Origin of the sequence: Actinomadura nitritigenes (genome assembly GCF_017573545.1) — a bacterium.
In the GTDB taxonomy this organism is placed as follows: Bacteria; Actinomycetota; Actinomycetes; order Streptosporangiales; family Streptosporangiaceae; genus Spirillospora; species Spirillospora nitritigenes.
Genome location: NZ_JAGEOK010000010.1, coordinates 73,462 through 95,960 on the forward strand (window position 1 = coordinate 73,462; position 22,499 = coordinate 95,960).

The 22,499-nt window shown below is 73.5% G+C and carries 19 protein-coding genes; 16 read left to right on the plus strand and 3 right to left on the minus strand.

Annotated elements, in window-relative coordinates; genetic code table 11:
- Window positions 1-9 precede the first annotated feature (9 nt).
- From J4557_RS16875 to J4557_RS16895, 5 genes are read left to right on the plus strand one after another with little or no spacing between them, the layout of a single operon-like run.
- Complete coding sequence (locus tag J4557_RS16875; RefSeq protein WP_208267497.1) at window positions 10-876, plus strand: NAD(P)-dependent oxidoreductase; 867 nt, start codon at window positions 10-12, stop codon at window positions 874-876.
- Window positions 873-1,289, plus strand: a complete 417-nt coding sequence (locus J4557_RS16880) for a carboxymuconolactone decarboxylase family protein (RefSeq protein WP_307799885.1) — start codon at window positions 873-875, stop codon at window positions 1,287-1,289. The genes J4557_RS16875 and J4557_RS16880 overlap by 4 nt, the downstream gene beginning before the upstream one ends.
- An 8-nt stretch (window positions 1,290-1,297) precedes the next feature.
- Window positions 1,298-2,383, plus strand: a complete 1,086-nt coding sequence (locus J4557_RS16885; RefSeq protein WP_208267498.1) for an NAD(P)H-dependent amine dehydrogenase family protein — start codon at window positions 1,298-1,300, stop codon at window positions 2,381-2,383.
- Window positions 2,384-2,409: 26 nt separating this feature from the next.
- Entirely contained in the window at window positions 2,410-3,144 is a 735-nt protein-coding gene (locus tag J4557_RS16890) for a glucose 1-dehydrogenase (RefSeq protein ID WP_208267499.1), read from the plus strand.
- 59 nt (window positions 3,145-3,203) lie between these two features.
- Window positions 3,204-4,691 (plus strand): FAD-binding protein, encoded by a 1,488-nt coding sequence (locus J4557_RS16895; RefSeq protein ID WP_208267500.1) that lies wholly within the window; start codon window positions 3,204-3,206, stop codon window positions 4,689-4,691.
- A gap of 25 nt (window positions 4,692-4,716) precedes the next feature.
- Here J4557_RS16895 and J4557_RS16900 read toward each other — a convergent pair whose 3' ends face one another.
- Window positions 4,717-5,676 (minus strand): alpha/beta hydrolase, encoded by a 960-nt coding sequence (locus J4557_RS16900; RefSeq protein WP_307799888.1) that lies wholly within the window; start codon window positions 5,674-5,676, stop codon window positions 4,717-4,719.
- Window positions 5,677-5,798: 122 nt separating this feature from the next.
- On the opposite strand from J4557_RS16900, the gene J4557_RS16905 reads away from it, so the two are divergent.
- The 10 genes from J4557_RS16905 (at window position 5,799) to J4557_RS16950 (ending at window position 19,419) form a co-directional block, all read left to right on the plus strand.
- Window positions 5,799-6,830, plus strand: a complete 1,032-nt coding sequence (locus J4557_RS16905; RefSeq protein WP_208267501.1) for a helix-turn-helix domain-containing protein — start codon at window positions 5,799-5,801, stop codon at window positions 6,828-6,830.
- A 141-nt stretch (window positions 6,831-6,971) separates the two neighbouring features.
- Window positions 6,972-7,616 (plus strand): ABC transporter permease, encoded by a 645-nt coding sequence (locus J4557_RS16910; protein WP_307799889.1) that lies wholly within the window; start codon window positions 6,972-6,974, stop codon window positions 7,614-7,616.
- Window positions 7,613-8,698 carry an ABC transporter ATP-binding protein gene (locus J4557_RS16915; protein ID WP_243775896.1) on the plus strand — a complete coding sequence of 362 codons (1,086 nt, stop codon included), beginning with the start codon at window positions 7,613-7,615 and terminating at the stop codon, window positions 8,696-8,698. Before J4557_RS16910 ends, J4557_RS16915 begins: the two co-directional genes overlap by 4 nt.
- Window positions 8,695-9,504 (plus strand): ABC transporter permease, encoded by an 810-nt coding sequence (locus tag J4557_RS16920; protein ID WP_243775897.1) that lies wholly within the window; start codon window positions 8,695-8,697, stop codon window positions 9,502-9,504. The genes J4557_RS16915 and J4557_RS16920 overlap by 4 nt, the downstream gene beginning before the upstream one ends.
- 21 nt (window positions 9,505-9,525) lie before the next feature.
- On the plus strand, window positions 9,526-10,482 hold the full coding sequence (locus tag J4557_RS16925; protein WP_208267502.1) for a glycine betaine ABC transporter substrate-binding protein: 957 nt from the start codon (window positions 9,526-9,528) through the stop codon (window positions 10,480-10,482).
- Window positions 10,483-10,607: 125 nt separating this feature from the next.
- Window positions 10,608-11,564 (plus strand): MBL fold metallo-hydrolase, encoded by a 957-nt coding sequence (locus J4557_RS16930; protein ID WP_208267503.1) that lies wholly within the window; start codon window positions 10,608-10,610, stop codon window positions 11,562-11,564.
- Window positions 11,548-13,182 (plus strand): FAD-dependent monooxygenase, encoded by a 1,635-nt coding sequence (locus J4557_RS16935; RefSeq protein ID WP_208267504.1) that lies wholly within the window; start codon window positions 11,548-11,550, stop codon window positions 13,180-13,182. Before J4557_RS16930 ends, J4557_RS16935 begins: the two co-directional genes overlap by 17 nt.
- A 182-nt stretch (window positions 13,183-13,364) precedes the next feature.
- Window positions 13,365-16,976: a methionine synthase gene (metH, locus tag J4557_RS16940; RefSeq protein ID WP_208267505.1), complete on the plus strand. Its 3,612-nt coding sequence runs from the start codon at window positions 13,365-13,367 to the stop codon at window positions 16,974-16,976.
- Window positions 16,977-17,092: 116 nt separating this feature from the next.
- Window positions 17,093-18,145 carry a GlnX family signal transduction membrane protein gene (locus J4557_RS50930; RefSeq protein WP_208267507.1) on the plus strand — a complete coding sequence of 351 codons (1,053 nt, stop codon included), beginning with the start codon at window positions 17,093-17,095 and terminating at the stop codon, window positions 18,143-18,145.
- Window positions 18,146-18,147: 2 nt separating this feature from the next.
- Complete coding sequence (locus J4557_RS16950; protein ID WP_208267508.1) at window positions 18,148-19,419, plus strand: ABC transporter substrate-binding protein; 1,272 nt, start codon at window positions 18,148-18,150, stop codon at window positions 19,417-19,419.
- Window positions 19,420-19,471: 52 nt separating this feature from the next.
- Here J4557_RS16950 and J4557_RS16955 read toward each other — a convergent pair whose 3' ends face one another.
- Window positions 19,472-20,062 carry a hypothetical protein gene (locus J4557_RS16955; RefSeq protein WP_208267510.1) on the minus strand — a complete coding sequence of 197 codons (591 nt, stop codon included), beginning with the start codon at window positions 20,060-20,062 and terminating at the stop codon, window positions 19,472-19,474.
- Between the two features lie 36 nt (window positions 20,063-20,098).
- Window positions 20,099-20,821: a TetR/AcrR family transcriptional regulator gene (locus J4557_RS16960; protein ID WP_208267511.1), complete on the minus strand. Its 723-nt coding sequence runs from the start codon at window positions 20,819-20,821 to the stop codon at window positions 20,099-20,101.
- An 83-nt stretch (window positions 20,822-20,904) separates the two neighbouring features.
- Between J4557_RS16960 and J4557_RS16965 the strand changes: the two genes are divergently transcribed.
- On the plus strand, window positions 20,905-22,464 hold the full coding sequence (locus J4557_RS16965; RefSeq protein ID WP_208267512.1) for a class I adenylate-forming enzyme family protein: 1,560 nt from the start codon (window positions 20,905-20,907) through the stop codon (window positions 22,462-22,464).
- Window positions 22,465-22,499: the final 35 nt, after the last annotated feature.

Sequence of the window (22,499 nt, forward strand, 5' to 3'; positions counted from 1 at the left end):
GGGAACGGGATGAGCGACATCGTCCGCGTCGGATTCGTCGGGCTCGGCGACATCGGCAAGCCGATGGCGACCCGGCTGGCCGCGCAGCAGGCCGACGCCGGGCTGGCCCTCAGCGTGTTCGACCTGGCCGCGGCGCCCGTCGAGGAGCTGGTCGCGGCCGGGGCGAAGGCGGCCGGCGGCGCCGGCGCGCTCGCCGCCGGCAGCGACGTGCTGTGCGTGATGGTCAACAACGACGAGCAGGTCCGCTCGGTGCTGGACGAGGTGCTGGCCGCCGCCCCCGCCGGCCTCACCGTCGCGGTCCACTCGACCGTCGCGCCAGGGACGCCCGCCGAACTGGAAGCCCTCGCCGCACGGCGGGGCGTCCGGCTGGTCGACGCGCCCGTGTCCGGCGGCGTGATGGGCGCGGGCACCGGCGAGCTGGCCATCATGGTCGGCGGCTCGGAGGAGGCGTTCGCCGCGGTCCGCCCGGTCCTGGACGTCCTGGCGAAGAAGGTCGTGCACGCCGGGCCGATCGGCGCGGGCACGAAGTTCAAGCTCGCCCGCAACCTGATGCACTACGCCGCCTTCACCGCGGCGACCGAGGCGCAGCGGCTGGCGGAGGCGGCCGGGCTCGACATCGTCGCGCTCGGCGAGGTGGTCCGGCACACCGACGCGCTCACCGGCGGCCCCGGAGCGATCATGTACCGGGACACGACCGCCGAGATGGAACCGGGGTCGTTCTGGTTCACCACCTTCGGCCACCTCCGGCAGCTCGCGGAGAAGGACCTCGACTTCGCGATCGCGCTGGCCGACGAGCTCGGCGTCGACGTACCGCTGGCCAGGATCGCGCGCGAGCGCCTCGCGCCCGGCCTGGGATTTCCCGAGGAGCAGCAGTGAGCGACGAGAAGACCGGGAAGTTCGACGGCCTCCCCGAGGCGCGGGCCCGCGGCCTGCGCAAGATGGAGCAGGTCTACGGCTTCGACATGACCGACGGCACCGGCGACTTCTTCCGCTACACCGCCGACCACCTGTTCGGCGACGTCTGGCAGCGGCCCGGCCTGTCCGACCGGGACCGGCGCCTGCTGCTCATCGGGCTGCTCGCCGGGCAGGGCGCCGCCGACGTGCTCGGCATCCAGGTGCCCGCCGCCCACGCCGCCGGGGAGCTCGACGACGCGGCGCTCCGCGAGATCGTCGTGTTCCTCAGCCACTACGCGGGCTGGCCGAACGGCGCGCGGCTCAACTCCATCGTCGAGGAGACGATCGCCAAGGCGGCCCGCAAGGCCGCACGGGCCGCCGAGAAGCGGGACTGAGGAGCACCATGGCCATCCGCGTCCTGCACGTGGCGACCGGCAACGTCGGCCGCATCGCCCTGGCGCAGCTGATCGAGGACCCCCGCTTCGAGCTGGCGGGCCTCGTCGTGTCCGACCCCGGCAAGGTCGGGCGCGACGCCGGCGACCTCGCCGGCCTCGGCACGGTCACCGGCGTGGCCGCCACCGACGACCTCGACGCGGCCCTCGCGGTGCGGCCGGACTGCACCGTGTACTGCGCGATCGGAGAGACCCGGCTGTTCGAGGCGCTCGCCGACATCGAGCGGATCCTCGCCTCCGGCAGCAACGTCGCCGCGTCCTCGCCGGTGCCGCTGATCTACCCGTGGGGCCTGCTGCCCGACCGCATGATCGACCCCATCGAGAAGGCGTGCGAGGCCGGCGGGACGAGCCTGTTCGCCAGCGGCGTGGACCCCGGATGGGTCAACGACCTGCTGCCCTTCGCGATCGCGAGCACCTGCCAGCGGGTGGAGCAGGTGCGCTGCTCGGAGATCGCCGACTACGCGACGTACGACGGCGGCCCGGTCATGTTCGACTTCATGGGCTTCGGCCGGCCGCTGGACGACCTGCCGAGGATGTTCAAGCCGGGGATCCTGGCGGCGTCCTGGGGCGTCAGCCTCCGGATGATGGCCCGCGGGTTCGGCTTCGAGCTCGACGAGATCACCGAGTCGTACGAGCGGGAGCCGGCGCCGGAGGCGTTCGACGTCGCCGCCGGGCACATCCCGCGGGGCGGCGTCGCGGCGATGCGGTTCCAGATCACCGGCGTCGCCGCCGGCAAGGAGGTGCTCGTCATCGACCACACGACCCGGCTGCGCGACGACCTGCGCCCCGACTGGCCGCGCCCCGCGCAGGACGGCGGATCCTACCGGCTGGAGATCACCGGCGAGCCGTCCTACCGCGTCGACGTGTGCCCGACCAGCGCCAAGGGCGACCACAACTACGCCGCGATCGCCGCCGGCGCTGGCCGCATCGTCAACGCGATCCCCGACGTCGTCGCGGCGCCGCCCGGCCTGCGGACCCCGCTCGACCTGCCGTTCAACACCGCCCGCGGCGTCTTCGCGAACACGCTGGCCCGCTGAGACCCCGCGACAGAGAGGACATCGACATGGGACGCGTGGACGGGAAGATCGCCCTGATCAGCGGCGGCGCGCGCGGGATCGGCGCGGCGAGCGCACGGGCGCTGGCGGCTGAGGGCGCGAAGGTGGTGCTCGGCGACATCCTCGACGAGGAGGGCAAGGCCGTCGCGGACGAGCTGGGCGACGCCGCCCGCTACGTCCACCTCGACGTGACGAGCCCCGACGACTGGACCGCCGCCGTGCAGGCCGCCGTCGGCGAGTTCGGCGGGCTGAACGTGCTGTTCAACAACGCCGGGATCGCCAACGGCGCGGCCATCCAGCGGTTCTCGCTGGAGAAGTGGCAGAAGATCATCGACATCAACCTCACCGGCCCCTTCCTCGGCATCCGCGCGGCGACGGACGCGCTGATCGCGGCCGGCGGCGGGTCGATCATCAACACCTCGTCCATCGAGGGGCTGCGCGGCACGTCCTGGGCGCACGGCTACGTCGCGTCGAAGTGGGGGCTGCGCGGCCTGACCAAGTCGGTCGCGATGGAGCTCGCGCCGCACGGCGTCCGGGTCAACTCGCTGCACCCGGGCCTGATCCGGACGCCGCTCACCGACGGCATCCCCGACGACATGATCCCGGTCCCGCTCGGGCGGCCCGGCCTGCCCGAGGACGTCGCGTCGTTCGTGGTCTTCCTGGCCAGCGACGAGTCCTCCTACGCCACGGGGACGGAGTTCGTCATCGACGGCGGCACCGTCAACCAGATCCCGCACAAGTGACCCCGGCGCCCCCGGACGTCCGGTGACCCCAGAAGCACAGTGATTCGAGACAGGAACCGATGAACGCACAGACCTCCCCTGGAATGGCCGTTCCCGCGGTGGTACCGGCCGCGGAACTCCCCGACGGCGCCGAGCGGTTCGACGTCGTGGTGGTGGGCTTCGGGATCGCCGGAGGGTGCGCCGCGCTGGAGGCCGCGCGCTCGGGAGCCCGGGTGCTGCTGCTGGAGCGCGCCGCCGTCCACGGCGGCACGTCGAGCATGTCGGGCGGCCACTTCTACCTCGGCGGCGGCACCGCCGTCCAGAAGGCCACCGGCCATGAGGACACGGCCGAGGCGATGGCGCGCTACCTGATGGCGAGCACGAAGGACCCGGACGAGGAGAAGATCCGGACCTACTGCGAGGGCTCGGTCGAGCACTTCGACTGGCTGGAGGCGCTGGGGTTCGCGTTCGAGCGCTCCTACTTCCCGGGGAAGGCGGTGATCCAGCCCGGCACCGAGGGGCTGATGTTCACCGGCAACGAGAAGGTGTGGCCCTTCCGCGACGGGATCCCGCCGGCGCCGCGCGGCCACAAGGTCCCGGTGCCGGGCGACACCGAGGGCACCAAGATCGTGATGGACCTGCTGCGGGACCGGGTCGAGGAGGCCGGCGTCGAGGTCCGCTACGAGACCGGCGCGACCAACCTGGTCGTGGACGCCGGCGGCGCGGTCGCCGGCGTCGCCTGGCGGAACTTCGACCGGACGGGTGTGGTCGCCGCCGCCGGGGTGGTGATCGCGGCCGGCGGGTTCGTGATGAACGCGGACATGGTCGCGGCCTACACGCCGGCCCTCGGCGAGAAGCTGTTCACCCTCGGCGGCACCTACGACGACGGGCTCGGCATCCGGCTGGGCCAGTCGGCCGGCGCCGCGCTGGAGCACATGGACGAGCCGTTCATCACCGCCCCGTTCTACCCCCCGTCGTCGCTGGTCAAGGGCCTGATCGTCAACAGCCGCGGCGAGCGGTTCGTGGCCGAGGACAGCTACCACGCGCGCACCTCGTACTTCGTGCTCCGGCAGCCGGGCGCGGCGGCGTACCTCATCGCCGACAGCGACCACATGGAGGAGCAGCGGATGCCGCTCGTCCCGCTGAAGGACGGCTACGAGACGATCGAGGAGATGGAGGCCGGCCTCAAGCTGCCTCCCGGCTCGCTCGCGGCGACGATGGCGCGCTACAACGAGCACGCCGCGCGGGGCGAGGACCCCGACTTCCACAAGCACCCCGACTGGCTGGCGCCGCAGGCGAAGGGGCCGTGGGGCGTCTACGACCTGACCCTCGGCACCGCCCTGTACGCCGGTTTCACCCTCGGCGGCATGGCGACCACGGTCGACGGCGAGGTCCGGCGGGCCGACGGGTCGGTCATCGGCGGGCTCTACGCGGCCGGCGCCTGCGCGTCCAACATCGCCCAGGACGGCGCCGGGTACTGCTCCGGCACCCAGCTCGGCGAGGGCTCGTTCTTCGGGCGCCGGGCCGGTGCCGCCGCCGCCGCGCGGGCGCGCGGAACGTCCCGGTAGGGACGCCCCGCGCCGGTCGCCATGCCTACGCGGGCTGCTCGACGGTGCGCAGCGCGCGGCGGAGCGCGCCGAGGCGGTCGGCGGCCATGCGGCGGGAGACGGCCGCGTCCGGGATCAGGCCGGAGCCGTGGAAGGTCCCCGGGTAGTGGTGCACCTCCGTCCCCACGCCCGCCTGGACGAGCCGCAGCGCGTACGCGAGGCCCTCGTCGCGGAGCGGATCGAACTCGCAGGTGGTGACGTAGGCGGGCGGCAGGCCGGTGAGGTCCTCGGCGCGGGCGGGCGCCGCGTAGGGGGAGACCCCGGCGGTGCCGCGGACGCCTTCGCCGAGGTAGTAGTCCCAGCTCAGCTCGGCGTTCGGGCGGTTCCAGATCGGGGTGTCGGCGAACGCGCGCATCGACGGGGTGTCGAGCCGGTCGTCGAGCTCGGGGATGCCGAGGAGCTGGAAGCAGAGCGCGGGGCCGCCGCGGTCGCGAGCCAGCAGCGCGGTCGCCGCGGACAGGCCGCCGCCGGCGCTCTCGCCGCCGACCGCGAGCCGGCCGGGGTCGATGCCGAGCCCGGCGGCGTTCGCGGCGGTCCAGGTCAGCGCGCTGTAGCAGTCCTCCAGGCCGGCGGGGAACGGGTGCTCGGGCGCGAGCCGGTACTCCACGGACAGCACCACCGCGCCGACCTCGGCGGCGATGCACAGCGCGTCGTCGTGAAAGGCGTCGACGCTGCCGAGGACGAACCCGCCGCCGTGGATGTAGAGCAGGCCGGGCAGCCGCCCGCCCGCCCCCGCCGGGGTGAAGATCCGCACCGGTACCGCCGGCGCGCCGCCGGGTCCGGGGACGGCGACGTCGCGGACGTCGACCGGGACGGGCGGCTCGTACCGGGGGCGCGCGTCGAGGAGCCGGTCGTCGGCCTCCCGCATCGCCGCGGGGTCGGTCAGCGTGATCTCGGGGATCATGGAGATCCACGGGGCGAGCTCCGGGTCGAAGGCGTACGTCACGTTCCGGCTCCTCTCGGCGGCTGACCACCAGTTTCGGCGCGATCGGCCGTCCCGCCCAGCCGCCGACCGGCGGGGATCGCGGACCGGAATCCGCCGATCGTCGGGTGGCGTACGATCCGTCCATGAAGGGGCTGCTCCTGCGGTTGTCGGGGCTCGACGCCGACGCGGAGAACGCCGTCCGGGTGATCGGCTTCTTCGACCGGCTGATCGCGGGACGCGCGAGCCCGCAGGCCCTGGTGCGCGCCACCGCGACGCTCGCCGAGTGCCCCGCCGGGCTGGCCGACCCGGCGCGCGGGATCTCGCTGCGCTCGGAGCCGGGCGCGGCGGCGGGGGAGCGGGCCGTCCGGGAGTTCGCCGAGACCGGGATCGTGTGGCTGGAGCGGTCCGGCGCGCCGCTGCCGCTGGACGACATCGTGCTGGAACGGTTCGCCTTCGCCGCGACGGTGCTGCTGGAGCGCGAGCGCGGCGGCCGGGACGACGCCGCGCTGGTGGACCTGGTCGTGGCGGCGGACGCCGCGGAGGCCGAACGGTCCCGCGCGCTGCGGGCGATGCGGTTCGAGCCGTCCGCGCCGCTGCACGTGCTGGCCGTCGCGGGCGGCGACGCCGCCGCGGTGCTCGGCGTCCTCGGCCGGGACGCGCGCGCCGCGACGCTCGGGCACGTGCACGCCGTCCTGGCGCGGGACGTCCCGGCGGACCTGGAGGACCGGACGCCGGACGGGACGCGGATCGGGGTCGGTCCCGCGCTGCCCGGCGCCGAGGCGCCCGACGCGTGGCGGCTGGCCCGGTCGGCGCTGCGGTTCACGACCCTCGGCGACGGCCTGCCGTCGGTGGTGCGCCACGACCGGCTCGGCGGGCTCGCCGCGATCGCCGCGCGGCTGCGTCCGGAGGACATCGCCCTGGTCGCGGACGTGGCGGCGCTCGACCGGCTCGCCGCCGAACCGCACGGCGACGACGTCCTGGCGGTGCTGGTCGCGTTCTGCGCGACGGGCTCGACCCGCAAGGCCGCCGCCCGCGTGCACCGCCACCACAGCACGATCGCGGCGCGGCTGTCGCACGCGGAACGGCGCCTCGGATTCTCCTTCCACGCGCCCGGCGGGCGGCTGCGGCTGGACCTGGCGCTGCTGCTGCGCCACCTGAGGGACGAACCGGGCTGAGTCCCGGTTAACAGATCTGTGTCCTGACTTTTCTTGCCATATTGATCACCCGTAGGCAGCCTCTTCTGGTATGGGAGACGCCCGCCTGACCGTCCTCGTCCCGGTTCCCCCGCCCTTACCGCCGAGTGACGGGAGGCGCGCGTGAGCTTCTCCGACTACCTCGCCGACCGGTGGCCGACGATCGCGCGGGAGATGGCCGAGCACGCCGAGGTGGTGCTGATCGCCGTCGGCATCGCCGCGGTGGTCGGGATCGGCCTCGGCATCGCGGTGGAGGGCCGCCCGCGGCTGAGCCGGCTCGCGCTCGGCGTCACCGGCACCATGCTGACCGTCCCGTCGCTGGCGCTGTTCGGGCTGCTGATCCCGCTGTTCGGGCTGGGCTTGGCGCCGACGATCACGGCGCTCGTGCTGTACGCGGTGTTCCCGATCCTGCGCAACACGATCACCGGGCTGGAGTCGGTGCCGGGCGCGGTCGAGGAGGCGGCCCGCGGGATGGGGATGGGCCGCGCGAGCCGGCTGCTGCGGATCCGGCTGCCGCTGGCCTGGCCCGTCGTGCTCACCGGCGTCCGGGTCGCCACGATCATGACGGTCGCGATCGCCGCGATCGCCGCCGCCGTCGCCGGCCCCGGGCTCGGCGAGCTGATCTTCGGGGGGCTGTCGCGGATCGGCGGCGCGAACGCGCTGAACGACACGCTCGCCGGCACGCTCGGCGTCGCGCTGCTCGCGCTCGCCCTGGACCTGCTGTTCGCCGCCGTGTCGCGGCTGACCACACCGAGGGGCATGCGATGACGGAGATGATCCGGCTCGACGGCGTCACCAAGCGCTACCCCGGCCAGGACGCGCCGGCCGTCGACGGGCTCACGCTGAGCGTCCGGGAGGGCGAGATCGTCGTGCTGCTCGGGCCGTCGGGCTGCGGCAAGACGACGACGCTGCGGCTGATCAACCGGCTGATCGAGCCCACCGGGGGGCGCATCTTCCTCGACGGCGAGGACGTCACCCGGGTGAACCCCGACGAGCTGCGCCGCCGCATCGGCTACGTCATCCAGCAGGTCGGGCTGTTCCCGCACATGACGATCGCCGGGAACATCGGCCTCATCCCGCGCACGCTCGGCTGGGACAAGAAGCGCGTCCGCGCCCGCGTCGACGAGCTGCTCGACATGGTCGGCCTGGACCCGGGGACGTACCGGGGCCGCTACCCCAAGGAGCTGTCGGGCGGGCAGCAGCAGCGGGTCGGGGTGGCGCGCGCGCTCGCCGCCGACCCGCCCGCGATGCTGATGGACGAGCCGTTCGGCGCGCTCGACCCGATCACGCGGGAGCGGCTGCAGGACGCGTTCCTGGAGCTGCAGGCCCGGATCGGCAAGACGATCGTGCTGGTCACGCACGACCTGACGGAGGCGCTCAAGCTCGGCGACCGGATCGCGATGCTCGGCGAGCACGCCCGGCTCGTCCAGTACGACGCGCCCGCGGCGATCCTCGCCGAGCCCGCCGACGCGTTCGTCGCGTCGTTCGTCGGTGCGGGCGCGGCGATGCGGCGGCTCCGGCTGGTCGAGGTCGGGTCGATCGGGCTGGTGCCGGTCGAGGCGGTCGGCCCCGTGTCGACGAGCGTGCGCGCGGACCAGAGCCTGTACGAGGCGCTCGACGCGATGCTGCGGGCCGGCGACGAGGGCGCGGTGGTGCTGGACGAGGACGGGCGGCCCGCCGGCGCCGTCTCCTGGTCGACGATCGTGCGGGAGACGCCGAGCGGCGGCGGGTCACCGCCCGCCGAGGCGTCCGAGGCGTCCGCCGGGCCGCTCGCCGACCCGCCTGCCGGGCCGCCGTCCGGCGAGCGGCCGCTGACGGAGGCGCCGGGCCGGGAGAGCGGCCGCCGATGAGCGTCACCGCGATGCTCGACGGCCGCCCGGACGGCCCGCGCGGCGACCGGACCGCGCGGGACGAGGCGGCCGGGGACAGGGCTCCCCGCTCCGCCACCGGGATGATCGCGACGCCCGCCGTCCTCGTCCTCGCGACCGCCGCCCTCTTCGCCTACCTGCACGGGCGGCACCTCGACGCGATCGAGAGGCGCTCGATCAACCGGGACGTGATCACCCAGCGGTTCGTCGAGCACATCGAGCTGGTGGCGGTGTCGACGGCCCTCGTCCTCGCGATCGCGATCCCGCTCGGCGTGCTGCTCACCCGGCCGGGGCTGCGCCCCCTGGCGGCGCCGTTCCTCGCGCTGGCGAACGTCGGGCAGGCCGTCCCGTCCATCGGGGTGCTGGTGCTGCTCGCCGTCACGGTCGGCATCGGCTTCCAGAAGGCGGTGATCGCGCTCATCCTCGTGTCCGCGCTGCCCGTGCTCCGCAACACCATGGTGGGGCTGCGGGGCGTCGACCGGTCGCTGATCGACGCCGGGCGCGGCATCGGGCTGTCCCGGACGGCGGTGCTGCTGCGCGTGGAGCTGCCGCTCGCCGTGCCGGTGATCCTCGCCAGCGTCCGCGTCGCGGTGATCCTCAACGTCGGGAGCGCGACGCTCGCCGCGTTCACCAACGCGGGCGGCCTCGGCGACCTCATCAACACCGGCATCGCGCTGAACCGGACCCCGATCCTGCTCACCGGCAGCGTCCTGACCGCCGTGCTGGCGATGGCGGCGGACTGGCTCATCGGCATCGTCGAGCACTACCTGCGCCCGCGCGGCATCTGAATCCCCTTGAGGAGAGTCACCATGCGCCTGCTCCCCCTCGTCGCCTCCGTCGCCGCCGTCGGCCTGACCGCCGGGTGCTTCAGCTCGTCCGGCACCGATGCCAAGGCGGGCAGCCTCGCCAAGGGCAACTCGCTGAAGGGCGCCACCGTCACGGTCGGCGGCAAGGAGTTCACCGAGCAGCTCGTCCTCTGCCAGATCACGGCGCTGGCGCTGCGGTCGGCGGGCGCGACCGTCAAGGAGAAGTGCGGGCTGCAGGGCAGCAACACCACGCGCGCCGCGCTGACGTCCGGCAGCATCGACATGTACTGGGAGTACACCGGGACGGCCTGGATCAACTACCTGAAGAACACCAAGCCGCTCAACAACCCCACCGAGCAGTACCAGGCCGTCGCGCAGCAGGACCTCGGCAAGAACCACGTGAAGTGGCTGGCGGCCGCGCCCGCCAACAACACCTACGCCATCGCGGTGAAGACGACGACGATGCAGCGGCTCGGCATCACGGACCTGTCCGGTTACGCCAAGCTGGCGCACACCGACCCGGCCAAGGCGTCCACCTGCGTGGCCAGCGAGTTCGCCGGGCGCAGCGACGGCTGGCCGGGGTTGCAGAAGGCGTACGGGTTCACGCTGCCCAAGTCGTCGGTCGCGACCCTCGCCGAGGGAGCCATCTACGACGCCATCGGCAAGGGCAAGCCGTGCGACTTCGGGGAGGTCGCGACCACCGACGGCCGCATCAAGGCGCTCGGCCTCACCTCGATCCCCGACGACAGGAAGTTCTTCCCCGTCTACAACCCCGCGCTGACGGTGCGCGACGCGGTCGACAAGGACCACCCGGCCATCGAGAAGATCATGAACCCGATCGCGGCGGCGCTCACCGACTCCGTCCTGCAGACCCTCAACGGGGAGGTCGACATCCGGGGCAAGGAGCCCACCGACGTCGCGCAGACCTGGCTGCAGTCGAAGGGGTTCATCGGCAAGTAGGGCCTGCCGGAGGACTCTGCCAGGCGGCGGGCCACCGGGCTGTCGGACTTCGTTGTTCCGCCCCGGCGCTCGCCGGGCAGGACACCAGGGTGGCCGAGTCCGCTGACCGCGGGGAGGGACCAGGGATGAAACCGTTCGCGTCGTCGGCCGACCTGGCGGAGAAAGAGCGGAGCCTGGAGGTGCTCGCGGACGGGGTGTACGCGCTCACCGCCGAAGGCGATCCGAACGTCGGCGCGGTCGAGGCCGAGGACTTCGTCGTGTGCTTCGAGGCGCTCGCCACGCCGGTGGCGGCGCGCGAGTGGCTGTCGATGCTCCGCGAGCACACCGACAAGCCCGTCCGGTACCTGGTGCTGTCGCACTACCACGCGGTGCGGGTGCTGGGCGCGAGCGCGTTCGGCGCCGACGTCGTCGTGGCGCACGAGAAGACGCGCGAGCTGGTCGCCGAGCGCGGGCGGCAGGACTGGGAGTCGGAGCTCGGGCGGATGCCGCGGCTGTTCAAGGAGCCGGCGTCGATCCCCGGCCTGACGTGGCCGACGGCGACGTTCAGCGACCGGTTCACGATCCAGCTCGGCGGCGACCGCGGCGAGCTGGTGCTCCGGTACTGCGGGCGCGGGCACACCGAGGGCGACATCGTCGCGTGGCTGCCGAGGCAGGGGGTGCTGTTCGCCGGTGACCTCGTGGAGGCGCAGGCGGCGCTCTACACCGGGGACGCCTTCCACCGGGACTGGGCGTCGGGGACGCTGGACCGGGTCGCGGCCCTCGGCGCCGAGGCGCTGGTGGGCGGCCGCGGCGCGGTGGCGGCCGGCCGGGAGGCGGTGGACGCGGCGATCGGGCAGACACGGCACTTCCTGCAGGTGATGATCCGCGAGGTGACGGCCGTGCAGGGGCGCGGCGGGACGCTGAAGGAGGCGTTCGAGGCGGTCCGCGCCGAGCTGGAGCCGGAGTACGGGCGGTGGCCGATCTTCGAGCACTGCCTGCCCTTCGACGTGTCCCGGCTGTGGGACGAGCTGTCCGGCGTCGAGCGCCCCGCGATCTGGACCGCCGAGCGCGACCGGGCCGTCTGGGATGAGCTCCAGGGCTGACCCGGCACCGGCCGGGCCCGACGCCCCGTCCGGCGCGCCGGACGCGCCGGTCGTCGTGGCCGGGGCCGGGCCGGTGGGCCTGGTCGCCGCGCTGCTGCTGGCGAGGGCGGGCGTGCCCGCGACCGTCCTGGAGGCCGCGGACCGGTGCGAGCCGGCCGGGTCCAAGGCGATCTGCTTCCAGCGCGACGTCCTCGACGTGCTGGACCGCGCCGGCTGCGCCGAGCGGATGATCGCGCGCGGGGTCACCTGGACGACCGGCCGCACCTACTACCGCGGCACCGAGCTGTTCGCGGTCACGTTCCCCGATGCCGTCCGCGGCGACGTCCCGCCCTGGATCAACATCTCGCAGGCCGAGGTCGAACGGTACCTGCGCGACCTGGCGGACGCCGAACCCCTGGTGGACGTCCGGTACGGGCACCGCGTCACCGGCCTGCACCAGGACGAGGACGGGGTGCGGGTCCGCGCGGAGACCCCGGGCGGCGCGGCCACCGTCGCCGGAAGCCACCTGATCGGGGCCGACGGGCCGCACAGCGCCGTCCGCCGGCTCCTCGGCGTCGGGTTCCCCGGCCGTTCGTTCGACGACCGGTTCCTCATCTGCGACGTCCGCGCCGACCTGCCGTTCCCGAACGAGCGCCGGTTCTACTTCGACCCCGAATGGAACCCCGGCCGGCAGGTCCTCGTGCACCAGTGCCCCGACCGGACGTGGCGGATCGACTGGCAGATGCCCGCCGGGTACGACTTCGAGGCCGAGCGCGCCTCCGGGGCCCTGGACGCGCGCATCCGGGAGATCACTGGCGACGCCCCCTACGAGATCGTGTGGGCGTCGGTGTACCGGTTCCACCAGCGGTGCGCCGAGACGTTCCGCCGCGGCCGGGCGTTCCTGGCGGGGGACGCGGCGCACCTGTACGCGCCGTTCGGGGCGCGCGGGCTGAACTCCGGCGTCCAGGACGCCGAGAACCTCGCCTGGAAGCTCGCGTTCGCCCGCCGCGGCCACGGCTCCGAGCTCCTCCTCGCCAGCTACGACACCGAGCGCCGGGCGGCGGCGCGGGAGAACCTCGCGGTCACCACCCGCACGATGGAGTTCCTCGTCCCGCACACCGCCGGCGAGAGGGACCGGCGGCTGACCGCGCTGGACGCCGCGCTCACCGACCCCGGCGCGCGCGCCCGCATCGACTCGGGGAAGCTCGCCGAGCCGTACTGGTACATCGACTCGCCGCTGACCACGCCGCCTCGACGACCCGGATCGGCGCCCGCCGGCGGGTTCCCGCGCGCCGCCGGGGCCGCCCGCCCGCCGGTCCCCGGCGTCCTCTGCCCCGACGGCCCCTGCGTCGTCGACGGGCGCGCGACCCGGCTGCGGCGGCTGTTCGGCGCGGAGTTCGTCGCCCTGGCCGCCGCGGGGGAGCGGTGCGACCGGATCCGGGAGTCGGCGGCCGGCGTCCCCCTCGCGGTCCACGCCCTGGACGCCATCGACGCCTCCGGCGCCGTCCGCGCCGCGCTGCGGGCGGGACCCGACACCGTTCACCTCGTCCGGCCCGACGGCCATCTCGCCGCCGTCCTCCCGGCCTTCGACCCGGGCGCGTTCACCGCGGCGCTGCTCCGCGCCTGCGGCCGCCCCTGACCGCCCCCGCTCCCGCCTGGGATTGTGCGGGAAAGGGGGACGGGAGTTTCACAGGCGCCGGGTCCATTCGGTAACCTCGGACTCGGGCCGAGAGGCGCTGCAACGGACGCGCGGGCGTCCGCCACGCTCGGCCCTGGACCGGAACACGCAAGGGCGCCTCCCAACGACACGGGAGGTGGCTGGTGGGCAGGACCGAAGAGCTGCGCGGGCTTCTGGACGAGCGGATCGTGGTGCTCGACGGAGCGTGGGGCACGATGCTCCAGGGCGCCGGGCTCACCCCGGAGGACTACCGGGGCGACCTCATCGGCGGCGATCACGAGAAGGACGTCACCGGCGACCCCGACCTGCTGAACCTCACCCGTCCCGACGTGATCCTGGACGTCCACCGGCAGTACCTCGAGGCCGGCGCCGACATCACGACGACCAACACCTTCACCGCGACCAGCATCGGGCAGGCCGACTACGGGCTGGAGAGCCTGGTCCGCGAGATGAACGTGCAGGGCGCCCGGCTCGCCCGGCAGGCGGCCGACGAGTACGGGAAGCGGTTCGTCGCCGGGTCCGTCGGCCCGCTGAACGTCACCCTGTCGCTGTCGCCCCGGGTCGAGGACCCGGCCTACCGCGCCGTCACCTTCGACCAGGTCAAGGCCTCCTACGCGGAGCAGATCGCGGGCCTCGCCGAGGGCGGCGTCGACCTGCTGCTGATCGAGACGATCTTCGACACGCTGAACGCGAAGGCGGCCATCGCCGCGGCCCGCGAGGTCGCCCCCGAGCTGCCGCTGTGGATCTCGGTGACGATCGTCGACCTGTCCGGCCGGACGCTGTCCGGGCAGACCGTCGAGGCGTTCTGGCGCTCGATCGAGCACGCCGAGCCGCTGGTCGTCGGCGTGAACTGCTCGCTCGGCGCCGAGGAGATGCGCCCGCACGTCGAGGAGCTCGCGCGCCTCGCCGGCACCTACACCGCCTGCCACCCGAACGCGGGCCTGCCGAACGCCTTCGGCGGCTACGACCAGACGCCGGACGAGATGGGCGCCAAGCTCAGCGACTTCGCCGCGGCCGGCATGGTCAACGCCGTCGGCGGCTGCTGCGGCACGGGCCCCGCGCACATCGCCCGCATCGCCGGCGCGGTGCGCGAGCGCGCCCCGCGCGAGGTCGCCGCGCCCGGCGCCGCGACCCGCTTCAGCGGCCTCGAGCCGTTCGAGATCGGCCGGGACACCGGCTTCGTCATGATCGGTGAGCGCACCAACGTCACCGGCTCCAAGCGGTTCCGCAAGCTCATCGAGGCGGGCGACCACCAGGGCGCCGTGGACGTGGCGCTGGAGCAGGTGCGCGGCGGCGCGAACCTCCTCGACGTCAACATGGACGCCGACCTGCTCGAGAGCGAGCGGGAGATGACGACGTTCCTCAACCTGATCGCGACCGAGCCCGAGGTGGCCCGCATCCCGATCATGGTGGACAGCTCGCGGTGGAGCGTGCTGGAGGCCGGGCTGAAGACGGTCCAGGGCAAGGGCGTCGTCAACTCGATCAGCCTCAAGGAGGGCGAGGAGCCCTTCCTGGAGCAGGCCCGCCGCATCCGCGACTTCGGCGCCGGCGTCGTCGTCATGGCGTTCGACGAGCAGGGCCAGGCCGACACCGCCGACCGCAAGGTGGCGATCTGCGGCCGCGCCTACGACCTGCTCACGCAGAAGGCCGGGTTCGCGCCCGAGGACATCATCTTCGACCCGAACGTGCTGGCCGTCGCGACCGGCATCGCCGAGCACAACGGCTACGCCAAGGCGTTCATCGACGCGCTGCCGCGGATCAAGGAGCGCTGCCCCGGCGCCCGCACCAGCGGCGGCATCTCGAACCTGTCGTTCTCGTTCCGCGGCAACGAGATCGTCCGCGAGGCGATGCACTCGGCGTTCCTGTTCCACGCGGTGAAGGCCGGGCTGGACATGGGCATCGTCAACGCCGGTCAGCTCGCCGTCTACGAGGACATCCCCGCCGACCTGCTCGAACTCGTCGAGGACGTGCTGTTCGACCGGCGTCCGGACGCCACCGACCGGCTCGTGTCGTTCGCCGAGAACGTCAAGGGCAAGGGCACGCAGCGCGAGGTGGACCTGTCCTGGCGGGACGCGCCGGTGGAGCAGCGGCTGTCGCACGCCCTCGTGCACGGGATCGTCGACTTCATCGAGGAGGACACCGAGGAGGCCCGGCAGAAGCTCCCGCGCCCGCTCGACGTCATCGAGGGCCCGCTGATGGACGGCATGAAGGTCGTCGGCGACCTGTTCGGGTCCGGCAAGATGTTCCTGCCGCAGGTGGTCAAGAGCGCCCGCGCGATGAAGCGCTCGGTCGCCTACCTGGAACCGTTCATGGAGGCCGAGAAGGAGAAGGCGCTGGCCGAGGGCCGCGTCCAGGCCGACCGCGGCCAGGGCAAGGTCGTCCTCGCGACGGTCAAGGGCGACGTGCACGACATCGGCAAGAACATCGTCGGCGTCGTCCTCGGCTGCAACAACTACGACGTCATCGACCTCGGCGTGATGGTGCCCGCCGCCAAGATCCTCGACACCGCGATCGCGGAGGGCGCCGACGCGGTCGGGCTGTCCGGGCTGATCACCCCGTCGCTGGACGAGATGGTGTCGGTCGCCACCGAGATGCAGCGCCGCGGGATGAACCTGCCGCTGCTGATCGGCGGCGCCACCACGTCCCGCCAGCACACCGCGGTGCGCATCGCGCCCGCCTACGACCGGACCACCGTCCACGTGCTGGACGCCTCCCGCGTCGTCGGCGTCGTGTCGAACCTGCTCGACCCCGAACGCGCCCAGGCGCTGGCGGTCTCCAACGCCGAGGAGCAGCAGCGGCTCCGCGAGCAGCACGAGAAGAAGCAGCGCGCGCCGATGCTGACGATCCGGCAGGCCCGCGCCAACCGCGAGACCGTGCCCTTCGACGACCTGCCCGTGCCCGCCTTCACCGGGGTGCGCACCCTCGAGCCCCGCCTCGAGGAGCTGCGCGCGATGATCGACTGGCAGTTCTTCTTCCTCGCCTGGGAGCTGAAGGGCAAGTACCCGGCGATCCTCGAGCAGCCGGTCGCGCGCGAGCTGTTCGACGACGGCAACAGCCTGCTCGACAAGATCATCGCGGACGGGCTGCTGCGCGCCCGCGGCGCCTACGCGTTCTGGCCCGCGCACTCCGAGGGCGACGACATCGTCCTCGACTCCGGCGAGGCCCGCTTCCCGATGCTGCGGCAGCAGACCGCCAAGCCCGAGGGCCGCCCCAACCGGTGCCTGGCCGACTACGTCGCCCCGGCCGGCGACCACCTCGGCGGGTTCGCGGTCACGGTGCTCGGCGCGGAGGAGCTCGCCGCGCAGTTCGAGGCCGACAACGACGACTACCGGTCGATCATGGTGAAGGCGCTGGCGGACCGGCTCGCCGAGGCGTTCGCCGAGTACGCCCACCTCCAGGCGCGGCGCGACTGGTTCGAGCCGGACGCCCACCCGAAGCTGGAGGACCTGCACGCCGAGCGGTTCCGCGGCATCCGCCCGGCGCTCGGCTATCCGGCGAGCCCCGACCACAGCGAGAAGAAGGACCTGTTCGAGCTGCTCGGCGCGGACCGGCTCGGCATCGGGCTGACCGAGTCGTACGCGATGACGCCCGCCGCCAGCGTCAGCGGGCTGATCTTCGCGCACCCGTCCGCGCGGTACTTCACCGTCGGGCGGATCGGCCGCGACCAGACCGAGGACTACGCGGCGCGGCGCGGGCTCGCCCTTCCCGAAATCGAGCGGTGGCTGCGCCCGAATCTCGCCTACGAAACGGAATGAGCTGCGGCGGCGGCCGCCGCACTGTCCTGAACCGGCCAATTTTCCGCGGCTCGGGAGCGCCTTTCGTCCGGTAATCGAAATGACGCGGTAAAGGGCCGCCGATTACCATGGCCCGCGTGTCGGTTGCGCTGGCTGCCCGGGCGGTCCCGAGGAAGTGGAGCACCCCGCGCTGGCTGTGGACGGTGCTGGCGGCCGCCGTCGGGCTGACGGTGCTGTCCTGGCTGGCGGCGACGGCGGTGCTGGTCGGAAGCCGGTCGGCGGTGTCGTCGGTGAAGGACGACGGCGCCCCCGCCTACGTCAGCGCCCGCACCGCGCACGCCGCGCTGTCGGACGCCGACCGGGCCGCGTGGCAGAGCTTCCGCTCCGGCGCGGCCCGGCTCATCGGCCCCGGCCAGCGGTTCCGGGACGACCTGACGACGGCCGGCGACAATCTCGCGCGCCTCGCCGAACTCGATTTCGGCGGCGCCGCCGGACGCGACCTGCTGCGCGCCGTGAACGCGCAGGTCGTCACCTATCAGGGGCTCGTGGAACAGGCCGACGCCACCTATCGGGAAGGGCTCGAAAAACTCGGGTACGCCTATCTCGGCTACGCCTCCGACCTCCTGCACGGCGACGGCGGGCTGCTCTCCCGGATCGACGAGGTCGCGCGGCGGGACCTGCGCGGCATCGACGACCGGCGGGACTCGGCCTGGGCCGGCGGCCGCCTCGCAGTCGGCACCGCCGCCGTCGGCGTGGTCCTGCTCGCCGTCCTCGGCTACGCGCAGGTGGCGATGGCGCGGCGCTTCCGGCGGCTGATCAACCTGCCGCTGGCCGCCGCGAGCGTCCTGCTGGTGGGGCTGCTCGTCTGGACGTCCATGGCGTTCCTGCACGTCGACCACGCCTTCGCGGACGCCTCCGACCACGGAGTGCCCGCCTTCGACCGGACGCTGCAGGCGCAGATCCGCGACGCCGACGCCGGGTCCGGCGCGCTCCGCGCCGGACGCACCGCGCCGCAGAGCGGCGGCCTGGACATCGCCGCCGCGGACAAGGCGCAGCGCCCGCTGGAGGCGAAGCTGTCCGACGCCACCGACACCCGCGGCCTGGACGCCGGGCTGCCGCTGCTGTCGCTGGCCGTGGCGGGGCTCTCCGCCCTCGGACTGTGGATCCGGCTCCGCGAATACAGGAGATGACCGTGCGACTGCTGGCAGCGCTCCTCCTGCTCTGCGCGTTCACCACCGTGTCCTGCGGCGGCGCCGGATCGGGGCAGAGCGTCACGGTGCTCGGCTCGTGGACGGGCGCCGAGGGCGACGCGTTCCGCGCGGTGCTGTCCGGCTTCGAGAAGAGCACCGGCATCCACGTCGACTACACCGGCACCCGCGACGCCCGCGCCATCCTCGCCAGCGAACTGCACGACGGCACGCCGCCCGACACCGCCGTCCTCGCCACGCCCGGCGACCTGCGCACCTACGCCGCCGCCGGGGAGCTGGCGCCGGTCGGCGGCGCGCAGCAGGGCATCGGCGGCGACCTGACCGGCGCGACCGGCCCGGACGGCGCCCGCCGCCCCTACGGCATCGTCGTCAAGGCGGCCGTGAAGGGCCTGATCTGGTACGCCCCGCGAGCCCTGCCGGCGGCGACGCGGGCGCGGCTCGCGCAGCCGATCGGGTCCTTCGACGACCTGGCGAAGATCGCGTCCGGCGCGGCGGCGAAGCCCTGGTGCCTCGGCCTGGAGGACACGTCCAACTCGGGCTGGCCGGGCACCGACTGGATCGAGGACGTCGTGCTGCACGAGTCCGGTGCCGCCGTCTACGACCAGTGGGTGTCCGGGAACCTGGAGTGGACGTCGGACCCCATCCGCAAGGCGTGGCAGACGTTCGGGACCGTGCTGGCCGGCACCCGCTCCGGCACGGACGCCGTCCTGCTCACCGGCTACGGCAAGGCGGGCGCGCCGATGTTCGCGAACCCGCCGGGGTGCCTGTTCGACCACGAGGCGTCGTTCATCACCGCCTTCTACGGCCAGACCTCCGGCCGCCCGCAGGCGGGCCGCGACTACGACTTCGTGCCGTTCCCCGGCGGGCGGGCGGTGGAGATCGGCGGCGACCTGCTCGGCATGTTCCGCGCCACACCGGCCGCGCGCAAGCTCGTCGCGTACCTGACCACGGCGAAGGCCCAGGAGACGTGGATCAAGCGCCCGGGGAGCGGCGCGTTCTCGCTCAACCGGTCCGTCCCGCCGGGCGACTACCCCGACCCGCTGTCCCGGCGGATCGCGCAGACCCTGGCGAGCGCGGGCACGGTCCGCTTCGACGCCTCGGACTCGATGCCGACCGTGATGGCCGCCGCGTTCGACCACGCCGTCCTGGAGTACGTCACCGACCCCACCGCGCAGCGCCTCGACCGGATCCTCCGCTCGCTGGACCGGCTCCGCTGCACGACCGGCTCCGCCTCCGCCCCGCCGAAGAACTGCTGACCGGCGGCGCCGGGACCGCCCGCGAGGGACGGCCCCGGCGTCCGCCGCGTCCTCAGGCGCTCGGGCCCGTGATGGTGATCGCCGGGCTGACGGTGAACGCCGCCGCGAAGGAGACGGCGGTGCCGGCCGCGATACCGCAGCCCCCGCCGTAGCCGACGGTGCCCTGCCCGGTCCGCAGCACCGAACCGCTGTTGGTGTAGTTCGCGTTGAGGGCGGACAGGATGAAGGAGCACGAGGTGCTGTGGACGATGATGAACGGGTTGAACACCGTCAGCTCGGTCCGTCCCGCCGCGGCGTCGTAGCTCTGCCCGTCCAGGATGTCGCCGGTCCAGCCACTGGAGATCGAGACGCCCCACGTCACGCCCTTGGCGTCCGTGCAGTTCTCGGCGTAGCCGTTCCCGATGCGCCCGAGCCCGGCCGGGCCGGAGGACACGCTCGGCAGTGTTCCGGCGAGGTGCATGGTGGGGCAGGTGATGGCCGTGCTTCCCGCCGTGATGGCCAGGGTCCCGGAATCGGCGGTGAAGACGCCCGTGGAGGAGGGATTCACGACCGTCCAGCCGGACGCGGCGGACGCGGGGGAGGCGGCGAGGACGGACGGGGCGAGGGCGGCCGAGGCGGCCAGGGCGGTGCCGAGCTTGCGCATCGGTGGCAGGTCCCTTCGGGAGGGCGATGGTCCCTTCTATGACCTCCGCGGGAGGGGAAACGTGACAGCCGGGTCCGCCTGCACGAGGGCGAGGGCGAGGTGGGCGAAGCGGTCGGCTATCTCGGCGGCGGTGAGCGGGCCGTCCTCGCGGAACCACACCGACACGCCCGTCGCCATCGTGAGGATGCCGCGGACGGCCTCCGACGGGTAGGGCGTGCCGAACGCGCCGGACGCGGCGCCGTCGTTCACGACGCGGTGGAACATCCGCTCGTGCCGGTCGCGCTTGGCGATGAGCAGGGCGCGCTCGCGCCGCTCGATGCTGTGCATCTCGCCGACGCCGAGCACGGCCTCGCGGCGCAGCTCGGTGTGCACGAGGACGTGCTCGCGGACGAGCCGGCGCAGCCGCAGGGCGGGGTCGGGCGGGGCGTCGGCCAGGACGGCCGCGCAGCGCTCGATGAGGTGGTCGATGGTCCGGTGCATGATCGCCACGAGCAGGTCGTGCTTGGAGCCGAAGTAGTGGTAGAGCACGGCCGGGCTCATCCCGGCGCGGTCGGCGATGTCGCGGACGGACGTGCCGTTGAAGCCCTTCTCCGACATCGTCTCGACGGCCGCCGAGATGAGGATCCGGGTGCCGGGCGTGTCGGTCGGCAGGGACAGCGCGTCGCTCGACGTGGGCGTGACGTCGGCGGTGGTGCGGTGGGCCGGTGTGCCGCGCCCGCGGGACGCGCGCCGCGGTCCGGCGCCTGCGTCGTCGTCCACGAAGATCCTCCTCTGGATTCCGCCTGCATTCCAACGTACATTCGTTCAATGCCATCCCAGCCGGCAACCGGGAGTGTGACACCGTGACCGCACCCGTCCCCGATCCGCTGGCGGCGCTGACCGCCGCCCACCCGTCCAAGACCGCGATCATCGAGGGGGACCGGCGGCTGAGCTACGCCGCGTTCAACGCGCTGGTCAACCGCTACGCCAACGTGCTGGTGGGCCTCGGTGTCCGGGCCGGCACCAAGGTGACCTGGTGCGGGCGCAACAGTACCGAGGTCGTCGCCCTGATCGCCGCGCTGCGCAAGGCCGGCGCGGTCGGCGTCCCGCTGAACTACCGGCTGAGCCCCGAGGAGGCGTCCTACGTCGTCGCGAACGCCGACAGCGCGCTGGTGCTGTTCGACGTGGAGCAGGCGCCGCAGCTGGAGCTCGCGGCGCGCGAGGTCGAGGGCGTCCGCGGCTGGCTGGCGTTCCGCGGCGGCACCGGGGACGTGCCGGGCTGGGCGTCGGACCTGGACGCCGACGCGGCCGCGAGCCCGGAGACCGAACCGGCCGCCGCGGGCGACGACCCGGCGGCGGGCACCGCGATGTTCTACACGTCCGGGACCACCGGCAAGCCGAAGGGCGTGGTGCGCGGGCAGCCCGACCCGGAGATCGTCATCGGGCTGGTGACGGAGATCGGGTACCAGCCCGACGACGTGTACCTGACGACGGGCCCGCTGTACCACTCCGGCCCGATGAGCTTCATGCTGATCGTCCAGCAGATGGGCGGCACCGTCGTGGTGATGCGCGACTTCGCCCCCGACCGCTGGCTGGAGCTGGTCGAGAAGCACAAGGTGACCGCGACGTTCTCGGCGCCGACCCCGATCCGGCGCGTGCTGGACCTGCCGGACGAGGTGATCGCGGCCCGGGACCTGTCGTCGCTGCGGCGGTTCATCGCCAACGCGGCGCCCTGGCCGTTCGAGCTGAAGCGCCGCTACGTCGAGCGGATCGGCGACGGGTCGCTGTTCGAGGTGTACGGGTCGACGGAGCTGGGCGTCGACACGATCCTGCGGCCGGAGGACCAGATGCGCAAGCCGGGCAGCTGCGGGCGGCCCGCGCCCGGCATCGAGATCGCGCTGTTCGACGACAAGGGCGGGCGCGTCGAGGAGCCGCAGGTGCCCGGCGACCTGTACGTGCGCAGCAAGGCGACGTTCGACGCCTACTACAAGGCGGACCGCAAGTTCGAGGACGCCCGGCTCGGCGAGTGGCTGACGGTCGGCGACATCGCCTACCGCGACGAGGAGGGCTTCTACTACATCTGCGACCGCCGCACCGACATGATCATCTCGGGTGGGATGAACATCTACCCGGCCGAGATCGAGGCGGTGCTGACCGCGCATCCGGCGATCGCGGACGCGGCCGTCTTCGGGATCCCGTCGCAGGAGTGGGGCGAGTCCGTGCACGCCGCGGTCGTGGTGCACCCCGGCGCCGAGGCGTCCGACGCGGACCTGGACGCGTTCTGCCGCGAGCACCTCGCCTCGTACAAGGTGCCGCGCGGCTACGACCGGATCGCCGAGGTGCCGCGCAACCCGTCGGGCAAGGCGCTCAAGCGGCAGCTGCGCGACCCGTACTGGGAGTCGCAGGAGACCAGGATCGGCTGACGGGGGGCGGCTTCCCCGGGAGCCGCCTCCGGTGC